The following is a 20,247-nucleotide window of genomic DNA, read 5'->3' on the forward strand; positions in this document are numbered from 1 at the left end:
AGCCCGGCCCCCGGCAGCCGGGTCATCGATCTTTGCGCCGCGCCGGGCGGCAAGACCGCGCAGCTGGCGGCCATGGGCGCCCTTGTGACCGCGGTCGATCAGGCGCGCGGCCGGATCAATCGCCTGCGCGAGAATCTGGCGCGCCTGAACCTCGCTGCCGAGGCGGTGGTGGCCGATGTCGCCACCTGGCAACCGGCCGAGAAGGCGCCCTTCATTCTTCTCGACGCGCCCTGCAGCGCCACCGGCACCCTGCGCCGCAACCCGGACATCGCCCTGCACCGCGAGCCGGAAGAGATCCGCGAGCTGGGCAAGGTCCAGATCCGGCTGTTGCGGGCGGCGGTGCAGATGCTGGCGCCCGGCGGCACCCTGGTTTTCTGCACCTGTTCGATCGAGCCGCGCGAAGGTCCCGAGGCGATCGAAACCGCGCTGGCCGCTGGCGCCCCCTTGCGCCGCGCGCCGATTATGCCGGCGGAAGTGCCCGGGCTGGAGGCGGCAATCACCCCGGCCGGCGATCTTCGCACCCTGCCGAGCCAGTGGCCGGAAGCGGGCGGCATCGATGGATTCTTCGTCAGCCGCCTGACCCGCGTCTGACCGGTTGGCATCACGGCCCAGAGCTGTTACGAGCAGAAGATGCAGCAGACGATTCGCATAGCCCCGTCGATTCTCTCGGCCGATTTCGCGCGCCTCGGTGAGGAGGTTCGCGCCATGGATGCGGCCGGGGCCGATTATATCCATGTCGATGTGATGGACGGGCATTTCGTGCCCAATATCACCATCGGCCCTTCGGTGGTCGCGGCCCTGCGCCCGCACACGAAGAAGCCCTTCGACGTCCATCTGATGATCTCGCCGGTCGATCCCTTCATCGAAGGTTTCGCCAAGGCGGGTGCCGACATCATTTCGCTGCACCCGGAAGCCGGGCCGCATCTGCACCGCACGTTGCAGACGATCAAGGCTCAGGGCGTGAAGGCCGGCGTCGTGCTGAACCCGGCGACGCCGATCAGCGCGGTCGAGACGGTGATCGACATGGTCGACCTCATCCTCGTCATGTCGGTCAATCCGGGCTTCGGCGGCCAGTCCTTCATCAACAGCCAGCTCGACAAGATCAGGGGCCTGCGCCAGCTGATCGACGGCACCGGGCGGACCATCGACCTCGAAGTCGACGGCGGCATCAATCTCGAGACGGCGCCGCTGGCGATCGCCGCCGGGGCGGATGTCCTCGTGGCCGGCACCGCCAGCTTCACGGGCGGCCCCGCCGCCTATGCCGCCAACATCGAAAAACTGCGCGGCGGCGCGTAGGGGCCGATGATGGCGACCGGGGCGGCGGGCATGGAAGCACCGGACCCCAGAGCGGAAACGATCGGGGCGACCACCCATGCAACCTTGCCGGGTCTGCCGCCGGCCTGGACCAAGCGCAATATATTGAAGGCCAAGGCGGCGGCGGCCTGGCGCCGGCTGTGCCTGTCGGCCGCGGGCTCGCGCCTGTCGGTCGCAACCCTGGGGCGCGCGCCCTCGGTGGTCGCGCTCAATGTCCAGCCCGATCCCTTTCCCGGCTCGATCGACGAAGCCAACGCCCTGTTTCAGGGCCGCTACCGTTTCGCCGGGCAATTGCTGCTGTCACCGCATCAGACGCCGTGGAGCCTGACCGGCGCCAGCCGGGAATGGCAGGAGGCGCTGCATGATTTCCACTGGCTGCGCCATTTCTCGGCCGCGGGCGGCGATGCCGCCGGCCGTCAGGCCCGGGTACTGCTCGACGGCTGGCTGAAGCGTTACGGTCGTTTCGACGCGGGCTGGTGGCGGCCGGACATGGCGGGGCGGCGGGTCATGGCCTGGGTCAGCCATCTGCCGCTGCTGCTCGACGGTGCCGACCTGCCGCTGCGCGAGGCGCTGCTCGAATCCCTGGTCCGGCATCTGCGTTATCTGGCCCGGGCCGACAAGGGCATGGCGCCGGGGCCGGCCAAGGTGGTGGCCTTGTGCGGCCTTGCCCTTGGTCACCTTGCCCTTGGCCAATGGGGACGGCCGCTGGCGCGCAGCCTGCGCCGGCTCGACGACACCCTCGGCCGCCTGATCCTGCCGGACGGCGGCCTGCCCAGCCGCGATCCGTCCGATCATCTGAGGGTCCTCGAAGCCCTGGTGCGGATGCGCGAGGCGCTGGCCGCGGCCGGCCAGATGCCCAGCGCCGGCTTCACCCGCGCCCTCGACCGGCTGGCGCCGGCCCTGCGGTTCTTTCGTCTGGGTGACGGCCGGCTGGCGAATTTCAACGGCGGCCGGCCCGGCGATCTCGCCCGCATCGAACAGGTGCTGGCGCTGGCGGCACCGCGTGGCAAGGCCCCCAGCCGGCTACCCCATATCGGCTATGAACGGGTCGAGGGCCGGCGCCTCATCCTCGTCATGGATGTCGGGCCGCCGCCGCCGCCGGGCCATGCCGCCGGCTGTCATGCCGCCCCCCTTGCCTTTGAGATGAGCGCGGGGCGGGATCGGCTGATCGTCTCCTGCGGCGCGGGACCCGGTCTCGACGAGTCCTGGCGCAAGGTCGGCCGCTCGACCGCGGCCCATTCGACGCTGACGCTCGACGATCAGAACGCCTGGGTTTCCGTGACGGATTTCGACCTCGGCCCGCGGCCCGGCCTGCCCGCCCTGGTGACCACCGCCGCCCGGAACGAGGCCGACGGCCAGGTCTGGATCGAGGCCAGCCATTCGGGCTATGGCCCGCGCCTTGGCCTCGTCCATCGCCGGGCGCTGTGGGTCGATCCCGATGGCGGCGAGTTGCGCGGCGAGGACCGGATCGAGCCCCGGGGCCGGACGCCCGGCCGCAGCCTGCCCTTCGCCCTGCGTTTCCACCTCGCGCCCGATGTCCGGGCCAGCCTGACCGGCGACGGCACCGGCATCCTGCTGCGGACCCCGGGCGGCGAGGGCTGGCAGTTCAGGGCCCTGGGCGGCCATCTCGCGCTCGAGGATTCCGTCTCGATCGCCAGCCCCGGGCCGCCCCGCCGGGCCGAGCAGATGGTGGTCACCGGCTCGCTCGACGCCGGGCGCGTCGTGCTGCGCTGGGCCCTGAAGCGGCTGGACGCCAAGGCCTGAGCTTTTTTGCCGACACTCGCATCAGCTCCATGCGCATTGCGCATTTGACGTGCACGCGATAAGGCCCGATATTGGAACGATTGCTGCCATTCCGGTGGGAAGTTGCGCATTTCAAATGCTTACCTGCGGCCCAAATATTGCGCTGGACCATGAAGCCCTGGGGCTGCGACTGATCGCCGAAGTTGACCGGTGTTCTCGTTATTACCGGTCGCTGTCGCTCATCCGCTTCGATTATCATGGCCTGCTGTCAGGACCGGTGAACGGCGAACCCGTCGATGCCGTGGCGGCGATCCTGCGCCCATCGGACACGGTCGCGAAACTGGGCGATTCCCGTTACTGCGTGCTTGCGCCGGAAAGCCCGGTCGAAGTCGGCCGGCTGATCGCCGAACGCATCTGGCGCTGGGCGCAGGAGCGGCCGGCCCCCGGGCGGGCGGCGCCGGATCCGGCCATGGCCCTGTCTTTCGGCATCGCCGGCTTCGAGGGGCGCCACGACAGCGCGCTCGATATCTATGCCCGTGCCGGCTCGGCCCTGTCCTATGCGGTGGGCCAGGGCGGCAATCGCATCGCCATCATGATGCGCGGCGGCCTGATGTCCGTGTGCGGCCTGACCCCGCCGGTTTGACGCCCCCGCCCGCCGACAGGCGGGATTCATGCGACATCGCGGGTCTGATACGCGCCGAACAGGCTTGCGGCTGGCGCGCATTGCCCTATTGTGCGCGGTCGCATATCCGGGCTCCTGTCCGGCGGTGCGATCACCTTACGAAATTTAAGGACTTAACCGCGATGGGTTGGAAAGTCGCCGTCGTCGGCGCGACCGGGCAGGTCGGCCGTGAAATGCTGAACATCCTTGCCGAACGTCAGTTTCCCGCTGACGAGGTGGTGGCGCTCGCGTCGCCCAAATCGATCGGCACCGAGGTTTCCTACGGCGAGACTACCCTCAAGGTGAAAGCCCTCGAGGATTATGATTTTCGCGGCACCGACATCGCGCTGTTCTCGGCCGGCGGTTCGGTCTCGGCCAAATGGGCGCCGAAGGTCGCGGCGGTCGGAACCATCGTCATCGACAATTCGTCGCATTTCCGCATGGAGCCGGGCATTCCCCTGATCGTGCCGGAAGTGAATGCCGGGGCGCTGGCGGGCTATGCCAAGAAGAACATCATCGCCAACCCGAACTGCTCGACCGCGCAGCTCGTCGTCGCGCTGAAGCCGCTGCATGATTTCGCCAGGATCAAGCGCGTCGTCGTCTCGACCTATCAGTCGGTCTCGGGTGCCGGCAACAAGGGCATGGACGAACTCTTCAACCAGACCAAGGCGCTCTATGTGAACGACACGGTCGAGCCGAGGAAATTCCCCAAGCAGATCGCCTTCAACGTGATCCCGCAGATCGACGTCTTCATGGATGACGGCTTCACCAAGGAAGAGTGGAAGATGACCGCGGAGACGCGGAAAATCCTCGATCCCGATATCGCCCTGGTCGCGACCTGCGTCCGCGTGCCGGTCTTCGTCGGCCATTCGGAATCGGTGAACATCGAGTTCGAGAATCCGATCACCGTCGATCAGGCGCGCGAAATCCTGCGCGAGGCGCCGGGCCTGATGGTCGTCGACCGGCGCGAGGAGGGCGGCTACATCACCCCGCTCGAATGCGTCGGCGATTACGCCACCTTCATCTCGCGCATCCGCCGCGATCCGACCGTGCCCGATGGCAAGGGCCTCGCGCTGTGGTGCGTGTCCGACAATCTGCGCAAGGGCGCGGCGCTGAACGCCGTCCAGATCGCGGAAATCCTGATCGCGAGGCACCTGAAGAAGGCGGCCTGAGACCCGTCGGAATGATGGAAAGGCCCCTGGCGAAAGCCGGGGGCCTTTTTGATTCAGGGCGTTTCCGGCTCCCAATAGGGCGGCGCGCCGAAACTTGTCCGCAGATGTTCGGCGATCGCGCGCAGCTTGGCTGACGGATTGCGCCCCTCGGGGTGCGCCATATGGATGAACTCGGCTTCCGGCTGGTGGCCGATATCGATTTCGGCGAGTTGGCCCGCCCGGATCGCCGGGCCGGCGATGAAGGTCGGTAGCAGGGCGATGCCGAGACCGGCGATCGCGGCGTCCCGCATCATGTCGCCATTGTTGACGACAAGGGCCGGCCGTGGCCGGACCGTGACCGCCCCTTCCGGGGTCTGGAAGCGCCAGTCGGCGATGCCGCGATTGGTGTAGAGAATGCCCCGGTGGTCATCGAGATCGGCGAGGGCACGGGGCGTGCCCTGCCGCCGCAAATAATCGGGCGAGGCGACAAGCCGGCGCCGGCTTGTCGCCAGTATCCAGGCGACCAGGCGCGAGTCGGCGATAGGGCCATTGCGGATGATGGCGTCATAGCCACCCCCCAACGGGTCGACCCTGCGATCATCCATGTCGAGCGTCAGCTCCAGGCCGGGATGCAGCGCCAGAAAGGGATAGAGCGCGGGGCCAAGATGCATCCGGCCGAAACTGACCGGCGCCGCGATCCTGACCGGTCCGACAAGCGTCTGGCGCCGCTCGGTCATATCGGCCCTTGCGTCGTCGATCTCGTGCATGATGCGGCGGGCCCGGTCCAGAAAGGCCATGCCGTCGTCGGTCAGGGTCAGCTTGCGGGTGGTTCGGCGCAGCAAGGTTCCGCCCAGCGCCTTTTCCAGCTCGGCCAGCCTTTCGCTGACCACGGATTTCGACAGGCGAAGACGCCGCGCCGCCTCGCTGATCGAGCCGCTTTCGACCACGGCAACGAAAGCCGCCAGTCCTTCGATGCGAATCATCGTTCGGAAATCCCGGATTTAAGTTCCTTCATCTGGATACTATTCCGGACGAACCGCCGAGGCCATCTTCCGGTCATCGCGTGTGACGGCACCGCCGCGCCGCCAGAAACAGGAGATGGAAAATGAACCGCCTTGCCAACAAAGTCGCGATCGTCACGGGGGCCAGTTCGGGGATTGGCCGGGCGACCGCGAAGCTGTTCGCCGCCGAAGGCGCCAAGGTCATCGTGGGCGCCCGGCGCCAGGCCGAACTCGACAGTCTGGTCGCGGAAATCACGGCGGCGGGCGGCGAAGCCGTTGCCCTTGCCGGTGACGTGCGCTCGGAGGCGTTTCAGCAGGCACTGGTCGCGACCGCCGTCGATCGTTTCGGTCGTCTCGACATTGCCTTCAACAATGCCGGCACCCTGGGCGAGGCGGGTCCGAGCACGGGTGTCTCGGAGGCTGGCTTCAGCGAGGCGCTGGCGATCAACCTGACCGCCTCCTTCCTCGGTGCCAAGCATCAGATCGCCGAGATGGCGAAGCATGGCGGCGGCTCGGTGATCTTCACCTCGACCTTCGTTGGCTACAGTTTCGCGTTTCCGGGGGTCGCGGCCTATGCCGCCAGCAAGTCCGGCCTGATCGGCCTGACCCAGGCCCTCGCCGCCGAGTTTGGCCCGCAGAATGTGCGCGTGAACGCGATTCTGCCGGGCGCCGTCGATACCGACATGTACCGGGACATGAACGATACCGCCGACAAGCAGGCCTTCATCACCGGGCTGCACGCCCTGAAGCGCGTCGCGGTGCCCGAGGAACTGGCGCGTTCCGTGCTCTATCTTGCATCCGACGATGCGAGTTTCGTCACCGGGACGGCATCGCTGATCGATGGCGGCGTATCCATCACCCGTAGCTGACGGGCATCGCTTGTGCATCGCGCAAACTGAATTCCCCTCATCTCCATCCAAAGGACTCTTGACCTGGGGCGTTAATCCTTTGGAAGGTGTGACAAGGTGACGCTGTCGTCATCGGTGGTGTCGCCCTGTCGGCGCATCGCGGGCCCCGGCCGTCGCCGGGGCCGGTGGAGGGAAACGGTTCGATCATGAGTCTCGCAGCCAGCCTTCAGCGTCTTGCCCTCGGCGGCCTGTCCCAGGTCTCTGCCCCGGTGCTGACGCAGGTCACCAACATCCGGCCCGCGATCATCGAGGGCAAGCGCCTGCATCCCCAGCTTCAGGCTTTCGCCGCCATCCAGCGCAAGCTGTTTCCCGTGCACCGGATGCCGGTCGAACAGTCGCGCGGCATGTATCGCATGGCGATGCGCAATTTCGCCGTCGCGCCCCGGCGCATGGCGCTGATCGAGGAACTGGCGATCCCGGGCGAACTCGGCCTGGTGCGCGCCCGGCTGTTCGTGCCGCCCGGCCTGTCGACGCCGCTGCCGCTCACGGTCTATTTCCATGGCGGCGGCTTCGTGCTGGGCGATGTCGCCGGCTATGACAGCACCTGCCGCCATATCGCCGACAAGGCGCGCTGCGCCGTTCTGTCCGTCGATTACCGGCTGGCGCCGGAGCATCCGATGCCGGCGGCGGTCATCGATGCCGGCGCGGTCTGGCGCCATCTCCTGTCCCACGGCCGGCAGATGGGCATCGATACCAGGCGCATGGCGGTCGCGGGGGATTCCGCCGGCGGCCTGCTTTCGGCCATGGTCGCGCAGATGGCGCGGGACGCCGATGTCCAGCCGCCCTGCCACCAGTTGCTGATCTATCCGGCGACCGATGGGCGCATGAATACCCGCTCGGCCCAGCTCTACGGCAAGGGCTTCATCCTCGAGAAGAAGCTGACCGACTGGTTCCGCGCCCAGACCGCCGGCGACCTGACCGACGACGAATTGCATCATGTCATGCCGATCAACGCCGCCCGCTTCGACGATCTCGCCCCGGCGACGGTGGTGGTCGCGGGCTTCGATCCGCTCCACGACGAAGGCATGACCTATGCCGCCCGCCTGCGGGACGCCGGGGTGCCCGTCGAAATCCACGATCATCCCGACATGCTGCATGGTTTCCTGACCTTCACCGGCACTGTGCCCCGGGCGCGCCAGGCACTGGATCAGGCGATCGCGGCCCTGCACCGGGCGCTGTGGGCCGGACACGCGCTGGCGGCACCGGCGCGGCCGCGCGCGGTCATGGTGCCGCATTCGGTCTGATCAGGCCGACAGGCGGGCGATGATCTCGGCGAGCGTGTCGATCGCCTGACGCCGGGTCATGCCGGGCAGCGGGGCCAGGATCGAGTCCAGCACTGCCGCCTGCAGCATGGTCGTCAGCTGGAAGGCGGCGACCGGGGGATGGCTGAAGCCGCGGTCGCCCATCTGATGGCTGTAGATCAGCCCGGCGAGCACGAGCAGCCGGCTGCGCATCGAGGTCACCACCGGCAGATCGCGCAGGAAGGGCACTTCGTGGGTCAGGGCCCGCAGCAGCCCGGCGCGGCAGTCGATTGCATCGTAAAGCACTTCGGCGATCCGGGCCGGGCCGATCGCATGGCCCAGCAGGCCACGGCCGAAATCATCGAGGATGGCGTCCACGGTCTGGCCCGTCACCCGGGCGACGATCGCTTCCTTGCCCGGGAAATACTGATAGATCGAGCCGATGCTGACCCCCGCCCGCTCGGCGATGTGGTTGGTGGTCAGGCCGGCGTAGCCGCGCTCGGCCAGAAGCTGAGCCGTCGCCGTCAGAACCGCCTCCACCGTCGCCTGCGAGCGGCCCTGGGTCGGTTGCTTTTTCATCGAAAGATCAAGGGCTTGGTTCAACGTGGCGAAGCCTTCGCGAAGGGCGGTGCCATGTAAGTAGATGTGAATAATTGCTCATATACAATGGGGAAAAGAACACAAGGGAGAACGGCATGACCGACAGGGCAGGACAGATCGCGGTTCCGATCCGCTGGCGCGACCCGGATCACGATCCGGCGCCCTGGACGCTGCATCTCACCCGCCATTTCGGCGCCCCTTCGGCCGATCCCTTGCGCCGGGCGGCGGTGCGGGAAGGCCTGCGGAAGGGCGATCCGGAGGCGGATGCCCTGGTCGACTGGATGGCGGTGGAAAAGGGCAAGGGCTGGCGCCTGTTCGATCAGGCCCTGACCCGGGGCATCGACAGTGTCGACGACCCCGCCCCGGCGCTTCGCGATTTCTTCGCCCAGATCGACCGCCGGCCGGACTGGGTGCGCGATGACCTGCTGCGCCTCGGCTGCCAGGCGGCGCTGTCGGTCGGGCCGCTGCTGCGCTATGCCCTCGGCTCCGGCACGCTCATGGTCGGCTATTGCTCGAGCGCGATCGCCCGGGTGCTGATGATGACCGGCGCCCTGAACGGAAGGACCTACAAGCGGCTGGAGGAGACGGGGAAATTCGCCGTCGACATCTTCGCCTCCGGCACGGTCGGGCGCTTTACCCCGGGCTTCGCCTCGCCGGTGCGGGTGCGGGTGATGCACGCCATGGTGCGCCGGTCGCTGGTCAAGGATCCGCGCTGGCGCCCCGATGACTGGGGCCTGCCGGTCAATCAGGCCGACATGGCGGCGACGGCACTTGCCTTCTCACTCGGCATGGTCGGGCCGCTGATCGATCTCGGTGTCAGTCTGACCGATGCCGAGAAGGAGGGCATCGTCCATCTCTGGCGCTACATCGGCTATATCATGGGGGTGGAGGAGGCCTTGCTGCCGGACTCATACGCCCAGGCCTCGGGCCTGTTCAGCCTGCTGGTCCGCTCCCAGCCCGATGCCGACGACGACAGCCGGGCGCTTTCGGTCGCGCTGCTGGGCGCGGGGCGGGAAGCCCTGGCCGGCCTGCCGCAGCCCTGGGGGCGCTGGCTGGCGGATCTCGACGCGGCGTCCTATGCCGGTTTCTCGCGCCATATCATCGGCAAGACGGCGGCCGATACGCTGGGCCTGCCCGACAGCGGCTGGCGCGTGCTGCCCCGGGTGCTGCGCCCGGCGATCGTCGCCGCCAACGGCATCCGCCGTCTGGGGCCGGTGCGCCAGGGCTTCGCCCGTCTCCGCCTTGGTCAGCTGGAGGGCCAGATCCGCAAGGCCTTCGCCGAGCGGAAACCACCGTTCGAGACCGGCGAGGGCAGCCCCCTCACGGGCAAGAGCCGGGCCCTCTGACCCGGCGGCGGGCCGCCCTCGCGGCTTTCACATAGGTCGGCGGAGGGCCGCCGCCCCCGAGGGGGCGGGGCGGCGACCCTCCTTCCGCGACCCGGTCGACTAGCGAAGGGCGCTCATCCAGCTGTCGAGCTCGCGCTCGGCGGCTTCCTTGGTCTTGCCGTAGCGTTCCTGGATGCGACCGACCAGCTGGTCCTTGCGGCCCTCGGCCTGGGTCAGGTCATCGTCGGTGAGTTCGCCCCACTTCTCCTTGATCAGACCCTTGGTGTGCTTCCAGTTGCCTTTGACGGTATCCCAGTTCATGGCGTCACTCCTTCTCGTGTTGTCCGGATCGGGTGGGGTCAGTTCAGGACGACTTCAGGCATCGCCTTCAGCTGATCCTTGGACGCCGCGACCTTCACCGTCAGGTCACCATCGGCATCGGGCGTGACCGACATGTCGCTGAGGGCGATCGCCACCAGCTTGTCGCCGACGCCGAGGATGCCGCCGACCGAAACGATCGCCGCGTTCACCTTGTGGTCGTCGCCGATCGTGAGATCGGTCACCTTGCCGATGTCTTCGCCTGCCGAATTGGTGACGTCGGCACCGATCAGCGCGCCGGCCCTTATGTCGGTGGCCGAGGCCACGGGTGCGGCCGCCTCACCGCCCGGGGCGGTCAGGGGCGCTTCGCTGGTCGCCTTCGGCGGCGACATGGTGCCTTCCTGGGCGAGGGCGGGCACGGCCGCGCCGGCCAGAATGGCGGTCAGGGCGGCGATGCTCAGGGTCTTTTTCATGGCATTCTCCTTTGTCATTCATCGACCGCAGGAGTGCGGTCGTGTCTGGACGCACCCGAAGGGGCGCCGTTCACGTCGGCGCCGTCCTGAATTGGCCGGCCGCCGGATGATGATGCGGGGCATTGCATTGCCCACGGATAGATAAATGCAACGAACCATCAAAGGTTCCGTGAGTAACAGGGGCTGAAGCTCTGAAGTGTTCCCGCCAAGGTGGATCGGAATACGGTATTGGGGCCGCGCCATATTCCTGACATATTTCCGCTCGGGCCGGATTTCGGGTATCATGATCTTATTTCAGGCCGGATCGGGCACTGCAATTCATCTGGCTCCGGGGCGCGCGGACTCAATTTGACAACGGGCGCGGTTTCGATCATGTTCCCGCATCTTCGACGAAGTTTTGTGTTTCGTCGCGCCTACGGGCGTCCGCCGGTCAGCGAAGGTTCGCCCACCGGCGCCCTTGGTGTTTGTGCAGAGGATAGCTGGTCAGCGCATGTTTGAGAGTCTTTCCGATCGTCTTTCCGATGTCTTCGGTCGCCTCACCAAAAAGGGTGCGCTGACCGATTCCGACGTCGCCGAGGCGATGCGCGAAGTCCGTCTCGCCCTGCTCGAGGCCGACGTCGCTCTCCCCGTGGTCAAGGACTTCGTCGCTTCCGTCAGGGAAAAGGCGATCGGTCAGGATGTCGTCCGCTCGGTCACGCCGGGCCAGATGGTCATCAAGATCGTGCACGATCACCTGGTCGAGATGCTGGGCGGCGCCGACGCCAACCCGGACATCGACCTGAACGCCGCCCCGCCGGTGCCGATCATGATGGTCGGCCTGCAGGGCTCGGGCAAGACGACGACCACCGCCAAGATCGCCTATCGCCTGACCAACCGGGACAAGAAGAAAGTCCTGATGGCCTCGCTCGACGTGCGCCGCCCGGCCGCGCAGGAGCAGCTCAAGGTCCTCGGCGAGCAGGCGGGCGTGGCCACCCTGCCGATCATCGCCGGCCAGACCCCGGTCGATATCGCCAAGCGCGCCCTGACCGCCGCCCGTCTCCAGGGTTTCGACGTCGTCATTCTCGATACCGCCGGCCGCCTGCACATCGACGAAGCGCTGATGCAGGAGATCGAGGCGGTCAAGCGCGAGACCAACCCGCATGAAGTGATGCTGGTCGCCGACAGCCTGACCGGCCAGGACGCGGTGACCGTCGCCAAGCAGTTCCACGACCGCATCGGCCTGACCGGCATCGCCCTGACCCGCGTCGACGGCGACGGCCGGGGCGGCGCCGCCCTGTCGATGCGCGCCGTCACCGGCGTTCCCCTGAAGCTGATGGGCCTCGGCGAAAAGATCGACGCCCTCGAAGTCTTCCATGCCGACCGTATCGCCAACCGCATCCTCGGCATGGGCGACATCGTCTCCCTCGTCGAGAAGGCGGCGGAGACGATCGACCAGCAGGAAGCCGAGAAGATGGCGGCCAAGCTGGCGAAGGGGACGTTCGATCTCGACGACCTCGCCCAGCAGCTGCGCCAGATGCGCAAGATGGGCGGGATGCAGGGGATGCTGGCGATGCTGCCGGGCGTCGCCAAGATGAAAGACCAGCTGTCCAAGGCCAATATCGACGACAAGGCGATCAAGCGCCAGGAAGCGATCATCTCCTCGATGACGCCGAAGGAGCGCAAGAATCCCCAGATCATCCAGGCGAAGCGGAAGGTCCGCATCGCCAAGGGTTCCGGCACCTCGGTGCAGGATGTGAACAAGCTGCTGAAGCAGCATCAGCAGATGGCCGACATGATGAAGCGCATGGCCAAGCTCGGCAAGAAGGGCCTCATGCGCGGCGGCCTCGGCGCTCTTTTCGGCGGTGGCGGCGGTATGCCCCCCGGCGGTTTCGGTGGCCCCGGCGGGGGATTCCCGCCCGGCGGCTTCAAGTGATCAAGCAAACCAACCTTATCGAATAGACGAGAGAAGGAACCTCATATGTCCGTTTCCATTCGCCTGTCGCGTGGCGGTGCCAAGAAGCGTCCCTACTACCGCATCGTGGTCGCCAACAGCCGCTCGCCCCGCGACGGTCGTTTCATCGAGCGCGTCGGCACCTACAATCCGCTGGTGCCGCAGGATCACGCCGAGCGCCTGACCCTGAACGAAGAGCGCGTGAAGTACTGGCTCGCCCAGGGCGCCCAGCCGACCGAGCGCGTCGCCAAGTTCCTCGGCTACAAGGGCCTGATCGCCGCCCCGGCGATCGTCGAGAGCCCGAAGAAGTCCGCCCCGAAGGCGAAGGCGCAGGAACGCGCCAAGGCCGCGGCTGAAGCCGCCGCCGCCGCCGCCGAGGCGTAAGTCCCAAGAGACCGCTGGACCTTCCCGTCATGATCGCCCCGGGCAAGACAAGGCCGAGCACCGGCACCGCGGAAACATCCGCGGTGGACGAGCGGACTCATGTCTGCGTCGGGGCCATCGCCGGGGCCCATGGCATCAGGGGCGAGGTGAAGGTGAAATCCTTCACCATGGATCCCCTCGACGTCGGGGCTTACGGCCCGGTGCTGACCGACCGGGGCGCCCGTCTCGTCCTGCTGCCCCTGCGCGTTCAGGGCCAGGCCGTGGTTGCCCGCATCGAAGGGGTGGCCGATCGCAACGCGGCGGAAGCCCTGCGTGGCCGCCGGCTTTATGTCCCGCGCGACGCCCTGCCGGCGACGGAAGACGAGGATGAGTTCTACCACGCCGATCTGCTTGGCCTTGCCGTCGTCGACGGCGAGGGCCAGATGCTCGGCAAGGTCGCCACGATCCAGGATTTCGGCGCGGGCGACATGATCGAGGTCGCCTTCGAGGGCGGCGGTTCGGCCTTCCTCGCCTTCACCCGCGAGATCGTGCCGGTGGTCGATGTCCCCGGCGGCAGGCTTGTCGCCCATCCGCCGCAAGGCTGGGCCGACAGCGGCGCGGAAGAGCCTGACGAGACGGGACCTGACGAAACGGGAGAGGTGTCATGACCGGCGCCCCTTGGACCGCCAGCGTGCTGACCCTGTTCCCCGAGATGTTCCCGGGTCCCCTCGGCCATTCCCTGGCCGGGCGGGCGTTGGCGAATGATCTCTGGCGGTTGCGGGCGTCGGACATTCGCGGTTTCGCGACCGACCGTCACCATATGGTGGACGATACGCCCGCAGGCGGTGGTCCCGGCATGGTGATGAAGCCCGATGTGGTCGCGCGGGCGATCGATTCGGCCCGGGTCGACCTGCCTTCGGCGCCGACGCTTTATCTGTCGCCGCGCGGCCGGCCGCTCGACCAGGAGCGGGTACGCCAGCTGGCCGAAGGGCCGGGTGTCATCCTGCTGTGCGGCCGCTTCGAAGGCGTCGATCAGCGGGTGATCGACGGTCGCGGCCTCGAGGAAGTCTCGATCGGCGATTTCGTGCTTTCGGGTGGCGAGCCGGCGGCGCTGTGCCTCATCGATGCCGTGGTGCGCCTGATCCCCGGCGTGATGGGCGCGGCCGAGACCCTGGCGGAGGAGAGCTTCACCGGCGATCTCCTCGAATATCCGCATTACACGCGGCCGACCGAATGGGAGGGCCGGCAGGTGCCGGACGTTCTCCTGTCGGGCCATCACGGCCGCATCCATTCCTGGCGCCGCGAACAGGCCGAACGCCTGACGCGCGAGCGCCGTCCCGACCTCTGGTCGCGTTACCTCGCCCGGCAGGGCAGGGGGATGCGGCCGAACGACACAAACCCCATATCTGTTTCTCGAAAGGACTGATCCCCATGACCAACATCATCGACCAGCTCGAGGCCGAGCAGATCGCTGCGGTCACTGAAGGCAAGACCATCCCCGCCTTCCGTCCCGGCGATACCGTCAAGGTCAACGTGAAGGTTGTCGAAGGCACGCGCGAGCGTATCCAGGCCTTCGAAGGCGTCGTCATCGCCCGCAACAACAAGGGCGCCAACGCTTCCTTCACCGTGCGCAAGATCTCCTATGGCGAAGGCGTCGAGCGCGTGTTCCCGCTCTATTCCCCGCGCCTCGATTCGATCCTCGTCGTGCGTCGCGGCAAGGTTCGTCGCTCCAAGCTGTATTACCTGCGCGATCGTCGCGGCAAGTCGGCCCGTATCGTCGAGAAGGTCGATCGCCGCGAAGGCGCCAAGGCCGAGTAACTTCGGCCATTACTGTCCGTCCTTTCGCCGGTCCGGCGGCCCTCGCGGTCGCCGGATTTCGGGCGTCGGACGGCAGCTCAGCGGTATGTGAAAAAAGCCGGAACACGGCTCGAGGAACGGAAGAATGTCAGGTCCGCGCACGCTCTACGACAAGATCTGGGACAGCCATCTGGTTGAAATGGCCGAGGACGGCACCGGCCTCCTCTACATCGACCGGCACCTCGTGCACGAAGTGACGAGCCCCCAGGCCTTCGAGGGCCTGCGCATGACCGGCCGCAAGGTTCATCGCCCCGAGGCGACTCTGGCCGTGCCCGATCATAACGTGCCGACGACCGATCGCTCGAAAGGGATTTCCGATCCCGAATCCGCCCTGCAGGTCTCGACCCTCGAGGCGAACTGCAAGGAATTCGGCGTCGAATATCTGTCGATGGACGACATCCGCCAGGGCATCGTCCATATCGTCGGGCCGGAACAGGGCCTGACCCTGCCGGGCATGACCATCGTCTGCGGCGACAGCCACACGGCGACCCATGGCGCCTTCGGCTCGCTCGCCTTCGGCATCGGCACCTCGGAAGTCGAGCATGTCCTCGCCACCCAGACGCTGATCCAGCAGCGCTCCAGGAACATGCGGATCACGGTCGACGGCGACCTCGGCCCGGGCGTGACCGCCAAGGACATCGTCCTCGCCATCATCGGCAAGATCGGCACCGCGGGCGCGACGGGTTACGTCGTCGAATTCGCCGGCTCGGCCATTCGCGGCCTCTCCATGGAAGGCCGCATGACCGTCTGCAACATGACGATCGAGGCGGGCGGCCGCGCCGGCCTGATCGCCCCGGACGAGATCACCTTCGCCTATGTCGCGGGCAAGCCCCGCGCGCCCAAGGCCGGTGCTTTCGAGCAGGCGGTCGCTTACTGGTCGACGCTGACGACCGACGAAGGCGCCGTGTTCGACAAGGAAATCGTGCTCGATGCCGCCGATATCGTGCCGCAGGTGACCTGGGGCACCAGCCCCGAGGACGTGCTGCCGATCACGGCGAGCGTGCCCAATCCGGCCGATGTCGCCGATGAAGGCAAGCGCGCGGCGATCGAACGCTCCCTCGCTTACATGGGCCTGACCCCGGGCACGCCGCTTCAGGAGGTGAAGATCGACCGCGTCTTCATCGGCTCCTGCACCAACGGACGGATCGAGGACCTGCGCGCCGCCGCCGTCGTCGCCAAGGGCCGCAAGGTCGCCGCCCATGTCGGCGCCATGGTCGTGCCGGGTTCCGGCCTCGTCAAGGAACAGGCGGAAGCCGAAGGCCTCGACAAGATCTTTCTCGAAGCGGGTTTCGAATGGCGTGAGCCGGGCTGTTCCATGTGCCTCGCCATGAACGCCGACCGGCTGGAGCCGGGCGAGCGCTGCGCCTCGACCTCGAACCGCAATTTCGAGGGTCGTCAGGGCCGCGGCGGTCGCACCCATCTGGTCAGCCCGGCCATGGCGGTCGCGGCGGCGGTCACCGGCCACCTGGCCGACATCCGCAAGCTCTGAGCGGGAAGGAGTAACACCATGCAGCCCTTCAAGAAGCTCGCCGGCATCGCCGCCCCGCTGCCGCTGATCAATATCGACACCGATATGATCATCCCGAAGCAGTTCCTGAAGACGATCAAGCGCACCGGTCTTGGCGTCAATCTCTTCGCCGAGATGCGCTATGACGACAATGGCGCCGAGAAGCCGGAATTCGTGCTGAACCAGCCGGCCTGGCGCAAGGCGGAAATCCTGGTCGCCGGCGCCAATTTCGGCTGCGGCTCGAGCCGCGAGCACGCGCCCTGGGCGATCCTCGATTTCGGCATCCGCTGCGTCATCGCGCCGAGCTTCGCCGACATCTTCTTCAACAACTGCTTCAAGAACGGCATCCTGCCGATCGTGCTGCCGCAGGAACAGGTCGATCTCCTCATGGATGACGCCCGGCGCGGCGCCAACGCGGTCGTCACGGTCGATCTGGAAAGCCAGGAAATCACCGGGCCGGACGGTGGCAAGATCCATTTCGACGTCGATCCCTTCCGCAAGCATTGCCTGCTGAATGGTCTCGACGATATCGGTCTGACCCTCGCGAAGAAGCCGAAGATCGACGCTTTCGAGGCAGAGCGGAAACTGTCCCAGCCCTGGCTCTGAGCGCGGGCTGACGCATCGTGGTGCCCGGGCCTCGCCCGGGCGTTGGCGAACATCGCCACTCCCCCATCAAATCCGAGGAAATGAACATGGCCACCAAGGGCAAGCTCCTGATCCTGCCGGGCGACGGCATCGGCATCGAAGTCATGCGGGAAGTTCGCCGGGTCATCGACTGGCTGTCGAAGAAGCGCGGCATCGATTTCGCGGTCGAGGACGGCCTGGTCGGCGGTTCGTCGATCGATGCCTGCGGCAAGCCGATCACCGACGAGACCATGAAGGTCGCGCTCGAGGCCGACGCGGTGCTGCTCGGCGCCGTCGGCGGCCCGAAGTGGGACAACCTGCCGTTCGAGGTGAAGCCCGAACGTGGGTTGCTGCGCCTGCGGAAGGACCTCGGCCTGTTCGCCAACCTGCGCCCGGCCATGTGTTTCGACGCGCTCGTCGATGCCTCGACCCTGAAGCCGGAGGTCGTGCGCGGCCTCGACATCATGATCGTGCGGGAACTCACGGGCGGCGTCTATTTCGGCTCGCCGCGCGGCATCGAGACCCTGCCCGACGGCAGCCGCCGGGGCGTGAACACCCAGGTCTACACGACCGAGGAAATCCGCCGCGTCGCCCGCGTCGCCTTCGACATCGCGACCAAGCGGAACAACAGGGTCACCTCGTCCGAGAAGGCCAACGTGATGGAATCGGGCATCCTGTGGCGCGAGGAAGTCACTTACGTCCACGACAGGGAATTCCCCAAGGTCGAGCTGTCGCACATGTACGCCGACAATTGCGCGATGCAGCTGGTGCGTAACCCCAAGCAGTTCGACGTCATCGTCACCGACAACCTGTTCGGCGATATCCTGTCCGACTGCGCGGCCATGCTCACCGGCTCGCTCGGGATGCTGCCCTCGGCCTCGCTCGGCGCCGCCGACGCTTCGGCCAAGCGCAAGGCGATGTACGAGCCGGTCCATGGTTCGGCCCCGGATATCGCGGGCAAGGACATGGCCAACCCGATCGCCACCATCCTGTCGTTCGCCATGGCGCTGCGCTATTCCTTCGATCTCGGTACGGAAGCCGCGCTGATCGAGAAGGCGGTCGAGAATGTGCTGGCCGGGGGCCTACGCACCGGCGACATCATGCAGCCCGGCATGGCCAAGGTCTCGACCGGCGTCATGGGCGAATCGATCATCCGCGCCCTCGACAAGCTCGCGGCCTGATCCGGCGAATGTGAAAAACCCCGGCCGAAGCGATCCGGCCGGGGTTTTCTTTTGGGATCGACGAGGTTTCAGGCGGCCTTGACGGTGACGAGGAAGCGGTCGACCTCGCGGCGCAGGTTCTCGGCCTGACGCGACAGGTCGCCGGCCGCCGACAGAACCTCGGACGAGGCATTGCCCGCTTCGGTGGCGACCATCTGCACGCCCTGGATCGAGGACGAGACTTCGTTGGTGCCGACCGAGGCCTGCTCGACATTGCGGGCGATCTCGGCGGTGGCCGCGATCTGTTCCTCGACCGCGCTGGCGATCGTGTTCGAGACGAGGCTCATGTCCGAAATCTGCCGCGACACCCGGGCGAGGGCATCGACGGCATTGCGGGTCGCGGCCTGGATTTCGGATATCTGGCCTGAAATCTCCTCGGTCGCCTTCGCCGTCTGATTGGCGAGATTCTTCACTTCCGAGGCGACGACGGCGAAGCCCTTGCCGGCCTCGCCGGCCCGCGCCGCCTCGATCGTCGCGTTGAGCGCGAGAAGATTGGTCTGGCCGGCGATGTCCTGGATCAGCTTGGCGACATTGCCGATGGCGTCCGAACCCTTTTCCAGCATCTGCATGATGCCCGTCGCGTTCTCGGCGTCGGCGACGGCGTGGTTCGACAGCTCGGCCGACTGCTGGACCTGGCGGCCGATCTCGCGCGAGGACGAGGTGAGTTCCTCGGTCGCGCTGGCGACGGTCTGCACATTGGCCGAGGCCTGTTCCGCGGCGGCGCTGACCGAGGTCGCGCGTTCCGACGTGTCGCGGGCGGTGCCGGTCAGTACCTCGGCGCTGGCGCTGAGTTCGTTCGATGCGGCCGACAGCGTGTTCACCACTTCGGCGATATTGGCTTCGAAGGCGCCGACCGCCTGGGCCAGTTCGCGCGCCCGGCGCGACTGATCCTCGGCCCGACGCAGATCTTCCGCCATGCGCTTCTGCTCGGCGTCGCGGGCCTGGCGCTCGGCTTCGATGCGGGCATGTTCCGCCGCTTCCTGGCGGGCGCGGTTCTCGGCCTCGCGGCCGCGGGCATCGCGCGCGTCCTTGAGGCGGGTCAGGAAATTCTCGACGGTACGCCAGATGTCCCCGATTTCGTCGGACGACTTGCGGGTGGGGACGGTGACCTCGAGCTTCTCGTTCGCCATCTCCTGCAGGGCGCCGGTCACTTCGGCCAGCGGCTTGGCCAGCTGACGGGTGCCGATATAGACGGCGATCGACGTACCCAGCAGCAGGCCGATGATGGTCGCGCCGATCAGCAGCGTCTGCATTTGCGAGGCATAGTCGGCGGACTCGGTCTGGATCTGCTTCAGATTGGCCAGGATCTTTTCGAGCGCGGCGGAGATCGACGTCTGGAAGGCCTTGCGATTGGCACGGTTCTCGTCGTTGTTGCCGAGAGTCGCCGCCGCGGCCGGGTTCTGCTCCACGGCGACGCGGGCGAGTTCGAGGCGGAACCTGCGGAATTCGGCGGCCTGATTCTGCAGATCGACGAGGATGTGGCGGTTGGCTTCGGGCACGAGGGGGGCCCAGTCCGCGAAATTCTGGTCGATCTGGTCGAGATAGTTCTTCAAGCCCTCGGCGAAGGGTTTGGCGGCCTGGCTGTCGGTGGCGGCGTAGAGGCCGCGTGACTCCATCACGACGGCGGTCACCAGCCGATCCAGCCGTTCGGCATAAAGCGCCCGCTTGCCGGCTTCGTCCAGCAGGGTCGACTGGGCGCCGAGACCGTTGATGGCATGGATGGCGATACCGGCGATCGATGCGGCGGTAAGGCCGAGAACGGCGACAATGGCGTAGATCTTTGCTTTGACTCGCATGAACTCCTCCGCCGCCCGGACCGCTTCCCTCCGACAGGGGCCAGGCGCAAGCGCAACCCTGTCACGGGGGGAGATAAGAATTGGTAAAGCATCCCTCCCAGTGTCGCCTTAGCCTTTGGTCTAAGACGGAAGCCAGGCGCCCGCATGGCGGGGGCAATGTATCGATTCAATGTTCGACCCGCATTGCGGAGCCCGGAAAGGAAGGCTACCGTTCA

At 66.9% G+C, this 20,247-nt stretch carries 21 protein-coding genes; 16 read left to right on the plus strand and 5 right to left on the minus strand.

Annotation, left to right across the window (positions count from 1 at the left end):
- From WAZ62_RS08855 to WAZ62_RS08875, 5 genes are all read left to right on the plus strand, one after another.
- Positions 1-591, plus strand: a 591-nt coding sequence (locus WAZ62_RS08855; RefSeq protein ID WP_422643161.1) for an SAM-dependent methyltransferase, incomplete at its 5' end; no start/stop codon positions are given.
- Positions 592-630: 39 nt separating this feature from the next.
- A complete protein-coding gene (gene rpe, locus WAZ62_RS08860; protein WP_422643162.1) occupies positions 631-1,296 on the plus strand; it encodes a ribulose-phosphate 3-epimerase in 666 nt (221 codons plus the stop codon).
- Between the two features lie 6 nt (positions 1,297-1,302).
- Positions 1,303-3,078, plus strand: coding sequence for a heparinase II/III family protein (locus WAZ62_RS08865; protein ID WP_422643163.1), 1,776 nt, complete (start codon positions 1,303-1,305; stop codon positions 3,076-3,078).
- Positions 3,079-3,334: 256 nt separating this feature from the next.
- Entirely contained in the window at positions 3,335-3,700 is a 366-nt protein-coding gene (locus WAZ62_RS08870; protein WP_422643164.1) for a diguanylate cyclase domain-containing protein, read from the plus strand.
- 161 nt (positions 3,701-3,861) lie between these two features.
- Entirely contained in the window at positions 3,862-4,890 is a 1,029-nt protein-coding gene (locus WAZ62_RS08875) for an aspartate-semialdehyde dehydrogenase (protein ID WP_422643165.1), read from the plus strand.
- Between the two features lie 53 nt (positions 4,891-4,943).
- Here the strand turns inward: WAZ62_RS08875 and WAZ62_RS08880 are convergent, their stop codons facing one another.
- A complete protein-coding gene (locus tag WAZ62_RS08880) occupies positions 4,944-5,852 on the minus strand; it encodes a LysR substrate-binding domain-containing protein (RefSeq protein ID WP_422643166.1) in 909 nt (302 codons plus the stop codon).
- A 122-nt stretch (positions 5,853-5,974) separates the two neighbouring features.
- Here WAZ62_RS08880 and WAZ62_RS08885 point away from each other — a divergent pair, with 122 nt between their 5' ends.
- On the plus strand, positions 5,975-6,739 hold the full coding sequence (locus WAZ62_RS08885) for an SDR family oxidoreductase (RefSeq protein WP_422643167.1): 765 nt from the start codon (positions 5,975-5,977) through the stop codon (positions 6,737-6,739).
- Between the two features lie 185 nt (positions 6,740-6,924).
- Complete coding sequence (locus tag WAZ62_RS08890; protein ID WP_422643168.1) at positions 6,925-8,022, plus strand: alpha/beta hydrolase; 1,098 nt, start codon at positions 6,925-6,927, stop codon at positions 8,020-8,022.
- On the opposite strand, the gene WAZ62_RS08895 is transcribed toward WAZ62_RS08890, so the two are convergent.
- Positions 8,023-8,598, minus strand: coding sequence for a TetR/AcrR family transcriptional regulator (locus WAZ62_RS08895; RefSeq protein ID WP_422643169.1), 576 nt, complete (start codon positions 8,596-8,598; stop codon positions 8,023-8,025).
- Positions 8,599-8,714: 116 nt separating this feature from the next.
- Here WAZ62_RS08895 and WAZ62_RS08900 point away from each other — a divergent pair, with 116 nt between their 5' ends.
- A complete protein-coding gene (locus WAZ62_RS08900; protein WP_422643170.1) occupies positions 8,715-9,965 on the plus strand; it encodes an oxygenase MpaB family protein in 1,251 nt (416 codons plus the stop codon).
- Positions 9,966-10,064: 99 nt separating this feature from the next.
- Here the strand turns inward: WAZ62_RS08900 and WAZ62_RS08905 are convergent, their stop codons facing one another.
- Both WAZ62_RS08905 and WAZ62_RS08910 read right to left on the minus strand, forming a co-directional pair.
- The gene (locus tag WAZ62_RS08905) at positions 10,065-10,265 is read right to left on the minus strand and encodes a CsbD family protein (RefSeq protein WP_422643171.1); all 201 of its coding nucleotides are present in this window, start codon (positions 10,263-10,265) and stop codon (positions 10,065-10,067) included.
- Between the two features lie 38 nt (positions 10,266-10,303).
- The gene (locus tag WAZ62_RS08910) at positions 10,304-10,735 is read right to left on the minus strand and encodes a PRC-barrel domain-containing protein (protein WP_422643172.1); all 432 of its coding nucleotides are present in this window, start codon (positions 10,733-10,735) and stop codon (positions 10,304-10,306) included.
- A 490-nt stretch (positions 10,736-11,225) separates the two neighbouring features.
- On the opposite strand from WAZ62_RS08910, the gene ffh reads away from it, so the two are divergent.
- The 8 genes from ffh to leuB all read left to right on the plus strand — a co-directional run bounded on the left by ffh (position 11,226) and on the right by leuB (position 18,197).
- On the plus strand, positions 11,226-12,647 hold the full coding sequence (gene ffh, locus WAZ62_RS08915) for a signal recognition particle protein (RefSeq protein ID WP_422643173.1): 1,422 nt from the start codon (positions 11,226-11,228) through the stop codon (positions 12,645-12,647).
- Between the two features lie 45 nt (positions 12,648-12,692).
- Positions 12,693-13,049 (plus strand): 30S ribosomal protein S16, encoded by a 357-nt coding sequence (gene rpsP, locus WAZ62_RS08920; RefSeq protein ID WP_422643174.1) that lies wholly within the window; start codon positions 12,693-12,695, stop codon positions 13,047-13,049.
- Positions 13,050-13,078: 29 nt separating this feature from the next.
- Positions 13,079-13,696: a ribosome maturation factor RimM gene (gene rimM / locus WAZ62_RS08925; protein WP_422643175.1), complete on the plus strand. Its 618-nt coding sequence runs from the start codon at positions 13,079-13,081 to the stop codon at positions 13,694-13,696.
- Positions 13,693-14,454: a tRNA (guanosine(37)-N1)-methyltransferase TrmD gene (gene trmD / locus WAZ62_RS08930; protein WP_422643176.1), complete on the plus strand. Its 762-nt coding sequence runs from the start codon at positions 13,693-13,695 to the stop codon at positions 14,452-14,454. Before rimM ends, trmD begins: the two co-directional genes overlap by 4 nt.
- Positions 14,455-14,459: 5 nt before the next feature.
- Positions 14,460-14,846: a 50S ribosomal protein L19 gene (rplS, locus tag WAZ62_RS08935; RefSeq protein WP_422643177.1), complete on the plus strand. Its 387-nt coding sequence runs from the start codon at positions 14,460-14,462 to the stop codon at positions 14,844-14,846.
- A 124-nt stretch (positions 14,847-14,970) separates the two neighbouring features.
- Positions 14,971-16,374, plus strand: a complete 1,404-nt coding sequence (leuC, locus tag WAZ62_RS08940; RefSeq protein WP_422643178.1) for a 3-isopropylmalate dehydratase large subunit — start codon at positions 14,971-14,973, stop codon at positions 16,372-16,374.
- Positions 16,375-16,392: 18 nt separating this feature from the next.
- Positions 16,393-16,998 carry a 3-isopropylmalate dehydratase small subunit gene (leuD, locus tag WAZ62_RS08945; protein ID WP_422643179.1) on the plus strand — a complete coding sequence of 202 codons (606 nt, stop codon included), beginning with the start codon at positions 16,393-16,395 and terminating at the stop codon, positions 16,996-16,998.
- An 86-nt stretch (positions 16,999-17,084) separates the two neighbouring features.
- Entirely contained in the window at positions 17,085-18,197 is a 1,113-nt protein-coding gene (gene leuB, locus WAZ62_RS08950; protein WP_422643180.1) for a 3-isopropylmalate dehydrogenase, read from the plus strand.
- A gap of 68 nt (positions 18,198-18,265) precedes the next feature.
- On the opposite strand, the gene WAZ62_RS08955 is transcribed toward leuB, so the two are convergent.
- A complete protein-coding gene (locus tag WAZ62_RS08955; RefSeq protein ID WP_422643181.1) occupies positions 18,266-20,032 on the minus strand; it encodes a methyl-accepting chemotaxis protein in 1,767 nt (588 codons plus the stop codon).
- Between the last annotated feature and the right edge of the window lie 215 nt (positions 20,033-20,247).

This window comes from Zavarzinia sp., from assembly GCF_049306435.1.
Taxonomy (GTDB): Bacteria; Pseudomonadota; Alphaproteobacteria; order Zavarziniales; family Zavarziniaceae; genus Zavarzinia.

What these genes read in the sequence shown, in the direction of transcription:
- WAZ62_RS08880 (WP_422643166.1), bottom strand. Translation starts at nt 5,852, where the DNA reads ATGATTCGCATCGAAGGACTGGCGGCTTTCGTTGCCGTGGTCGAAAGC.
- trmD (WP_422643176.1), top strand. Translation starts at nt 13,693, where the DNA reads ATGACCGGCGCCCCTTGGACCGCCAGCGTGCTGACCCTGTTCCCCGAG.
- rpsP (WP_422643174.1), top strand. Translation starts at nt 12,693, where the DNA reads ATGTCCGTTTCCATTCGCCTGTCGCGTGGCGGTGCCAAGAAGCGTCCC.
- ffh (WP_422643173.1), top strand. Translation starts at nt 11,226, where the DNA reads ATGTTTGAGAGTCTTTCCGATCGTCTTTCCGATGTCTTCGGTCGCCTC.
- rimM (WP_422643175.1), top strand. Translation starts at nt 13,079, where the DNA reads ATGATCGCCCCGGGCAAGACAAGGCCGAGCACCGGCACCGCGGAAACA.
- WAZ62_RS08910 (WP_422643172.1), bottom strand. Translation starts at nt 10,735, where the DNA reads ATGAAAAAGACCCTGAGCATCGCCGCCCTGACCGCCATTCTGGCCGGC.
- WAZ62_RS08955 (WP_422643181.1), bottom strand. Translation starts at nt 20,032, where the DNA reads ATGCGAGTCAAAGCAAAGATCTACGCCATTGTCGCCGTTCTCGGCCTT.
- WAZ62_RS08905 (WP_422643171.1), bottom strand. Translation starts at nt 10,265, where the DNA reads ATGAACTGGGATACCGTCAAAGGCAACTGGAAGCACACCAAGGGTCTG.
- rpe (WP_422643162.1), top strand. Translation starts at nt 631, where the DNA reads ATGCAGCAGACGATTCGCATAGCCCCGTCGATTCTCTCGGCCGATTTC.
- leuC (WP_422643178.1), top strand. Translation starts at nt 14,971, where the DNA reads ATGTCAGGTCCGCGCACGCTCTACGACAAGATCTGGGACAGCCATCTG.
- WAZ62_RS08900 (WP_422643170.1), top strand. Translation starts at nt 8,715, where the DNA reads ATGACCGACAGGGCAGGACAGATCGCGGTTCCGATCCGCTGGCGCGAC.
- leuD (WP_422643179.1), top strand. Translation starts at nt 16,393, where the DNA reads ATGCAGCCCTTCAAGAAGCTCGCCGGCATCGCCGCCCCGCTGCCGCTG.
- rplS (WP_422643177.1), top strand. Translation starts at nt 14,460, where the DNA reads ATGACCAACATCATCGACCAGCTCGAGGCCGAGCAGATCGCTGCGGTC.
- WAZ62_RS08890 (WP_422643168.1), top strand. Translation starts at nt 6,925, where the DNA reads ATGAGTCTCGCAGCCAGCCTTCAGCGTCTTGCCCTCGGCGGCCTGTCC.
- leuB (WP_422643180.1), top strand. Translation starts at nt 17,085, where the DNA reads ATGGCCACCAAGGGCAAGCTCCTGATCCTGCCGGGCGACGGCATCGGC.
- WAZ62_RS08885 (WP_422643167.1), top strand. Translation starts at nt 5,975, where the DNA reads ATGAACCGCCTTGCCAACAAAGTCGCGATCGTCACGGGGGCCAGTTCG.
- WAZ62_RS08875 (WP_422643165.1), top strand. Translation starts at nt 3,862, where the DNA reads ATGGGTTGGAAAGTCGCCGTCGTCGGCGCGACCGGGCAGGTCGGCCGT.
- WAZ62_RS08865 (WP_422643163.1), top strand. Translation starts at nt 1,303, where the DNA reads ATGATGGCGACCGGGGCGGCGGGCATGGAAGCACCGGACCCCAGAGCG.
- WAZ62_RS08895 (WP_422643169.1), bottom strand. Translation starts at nt 8,598, where the DNA reads ATGAAAAAGCAACCGACCCAGGGCCGCTCGCAGGCGACGGTGGAGGCG.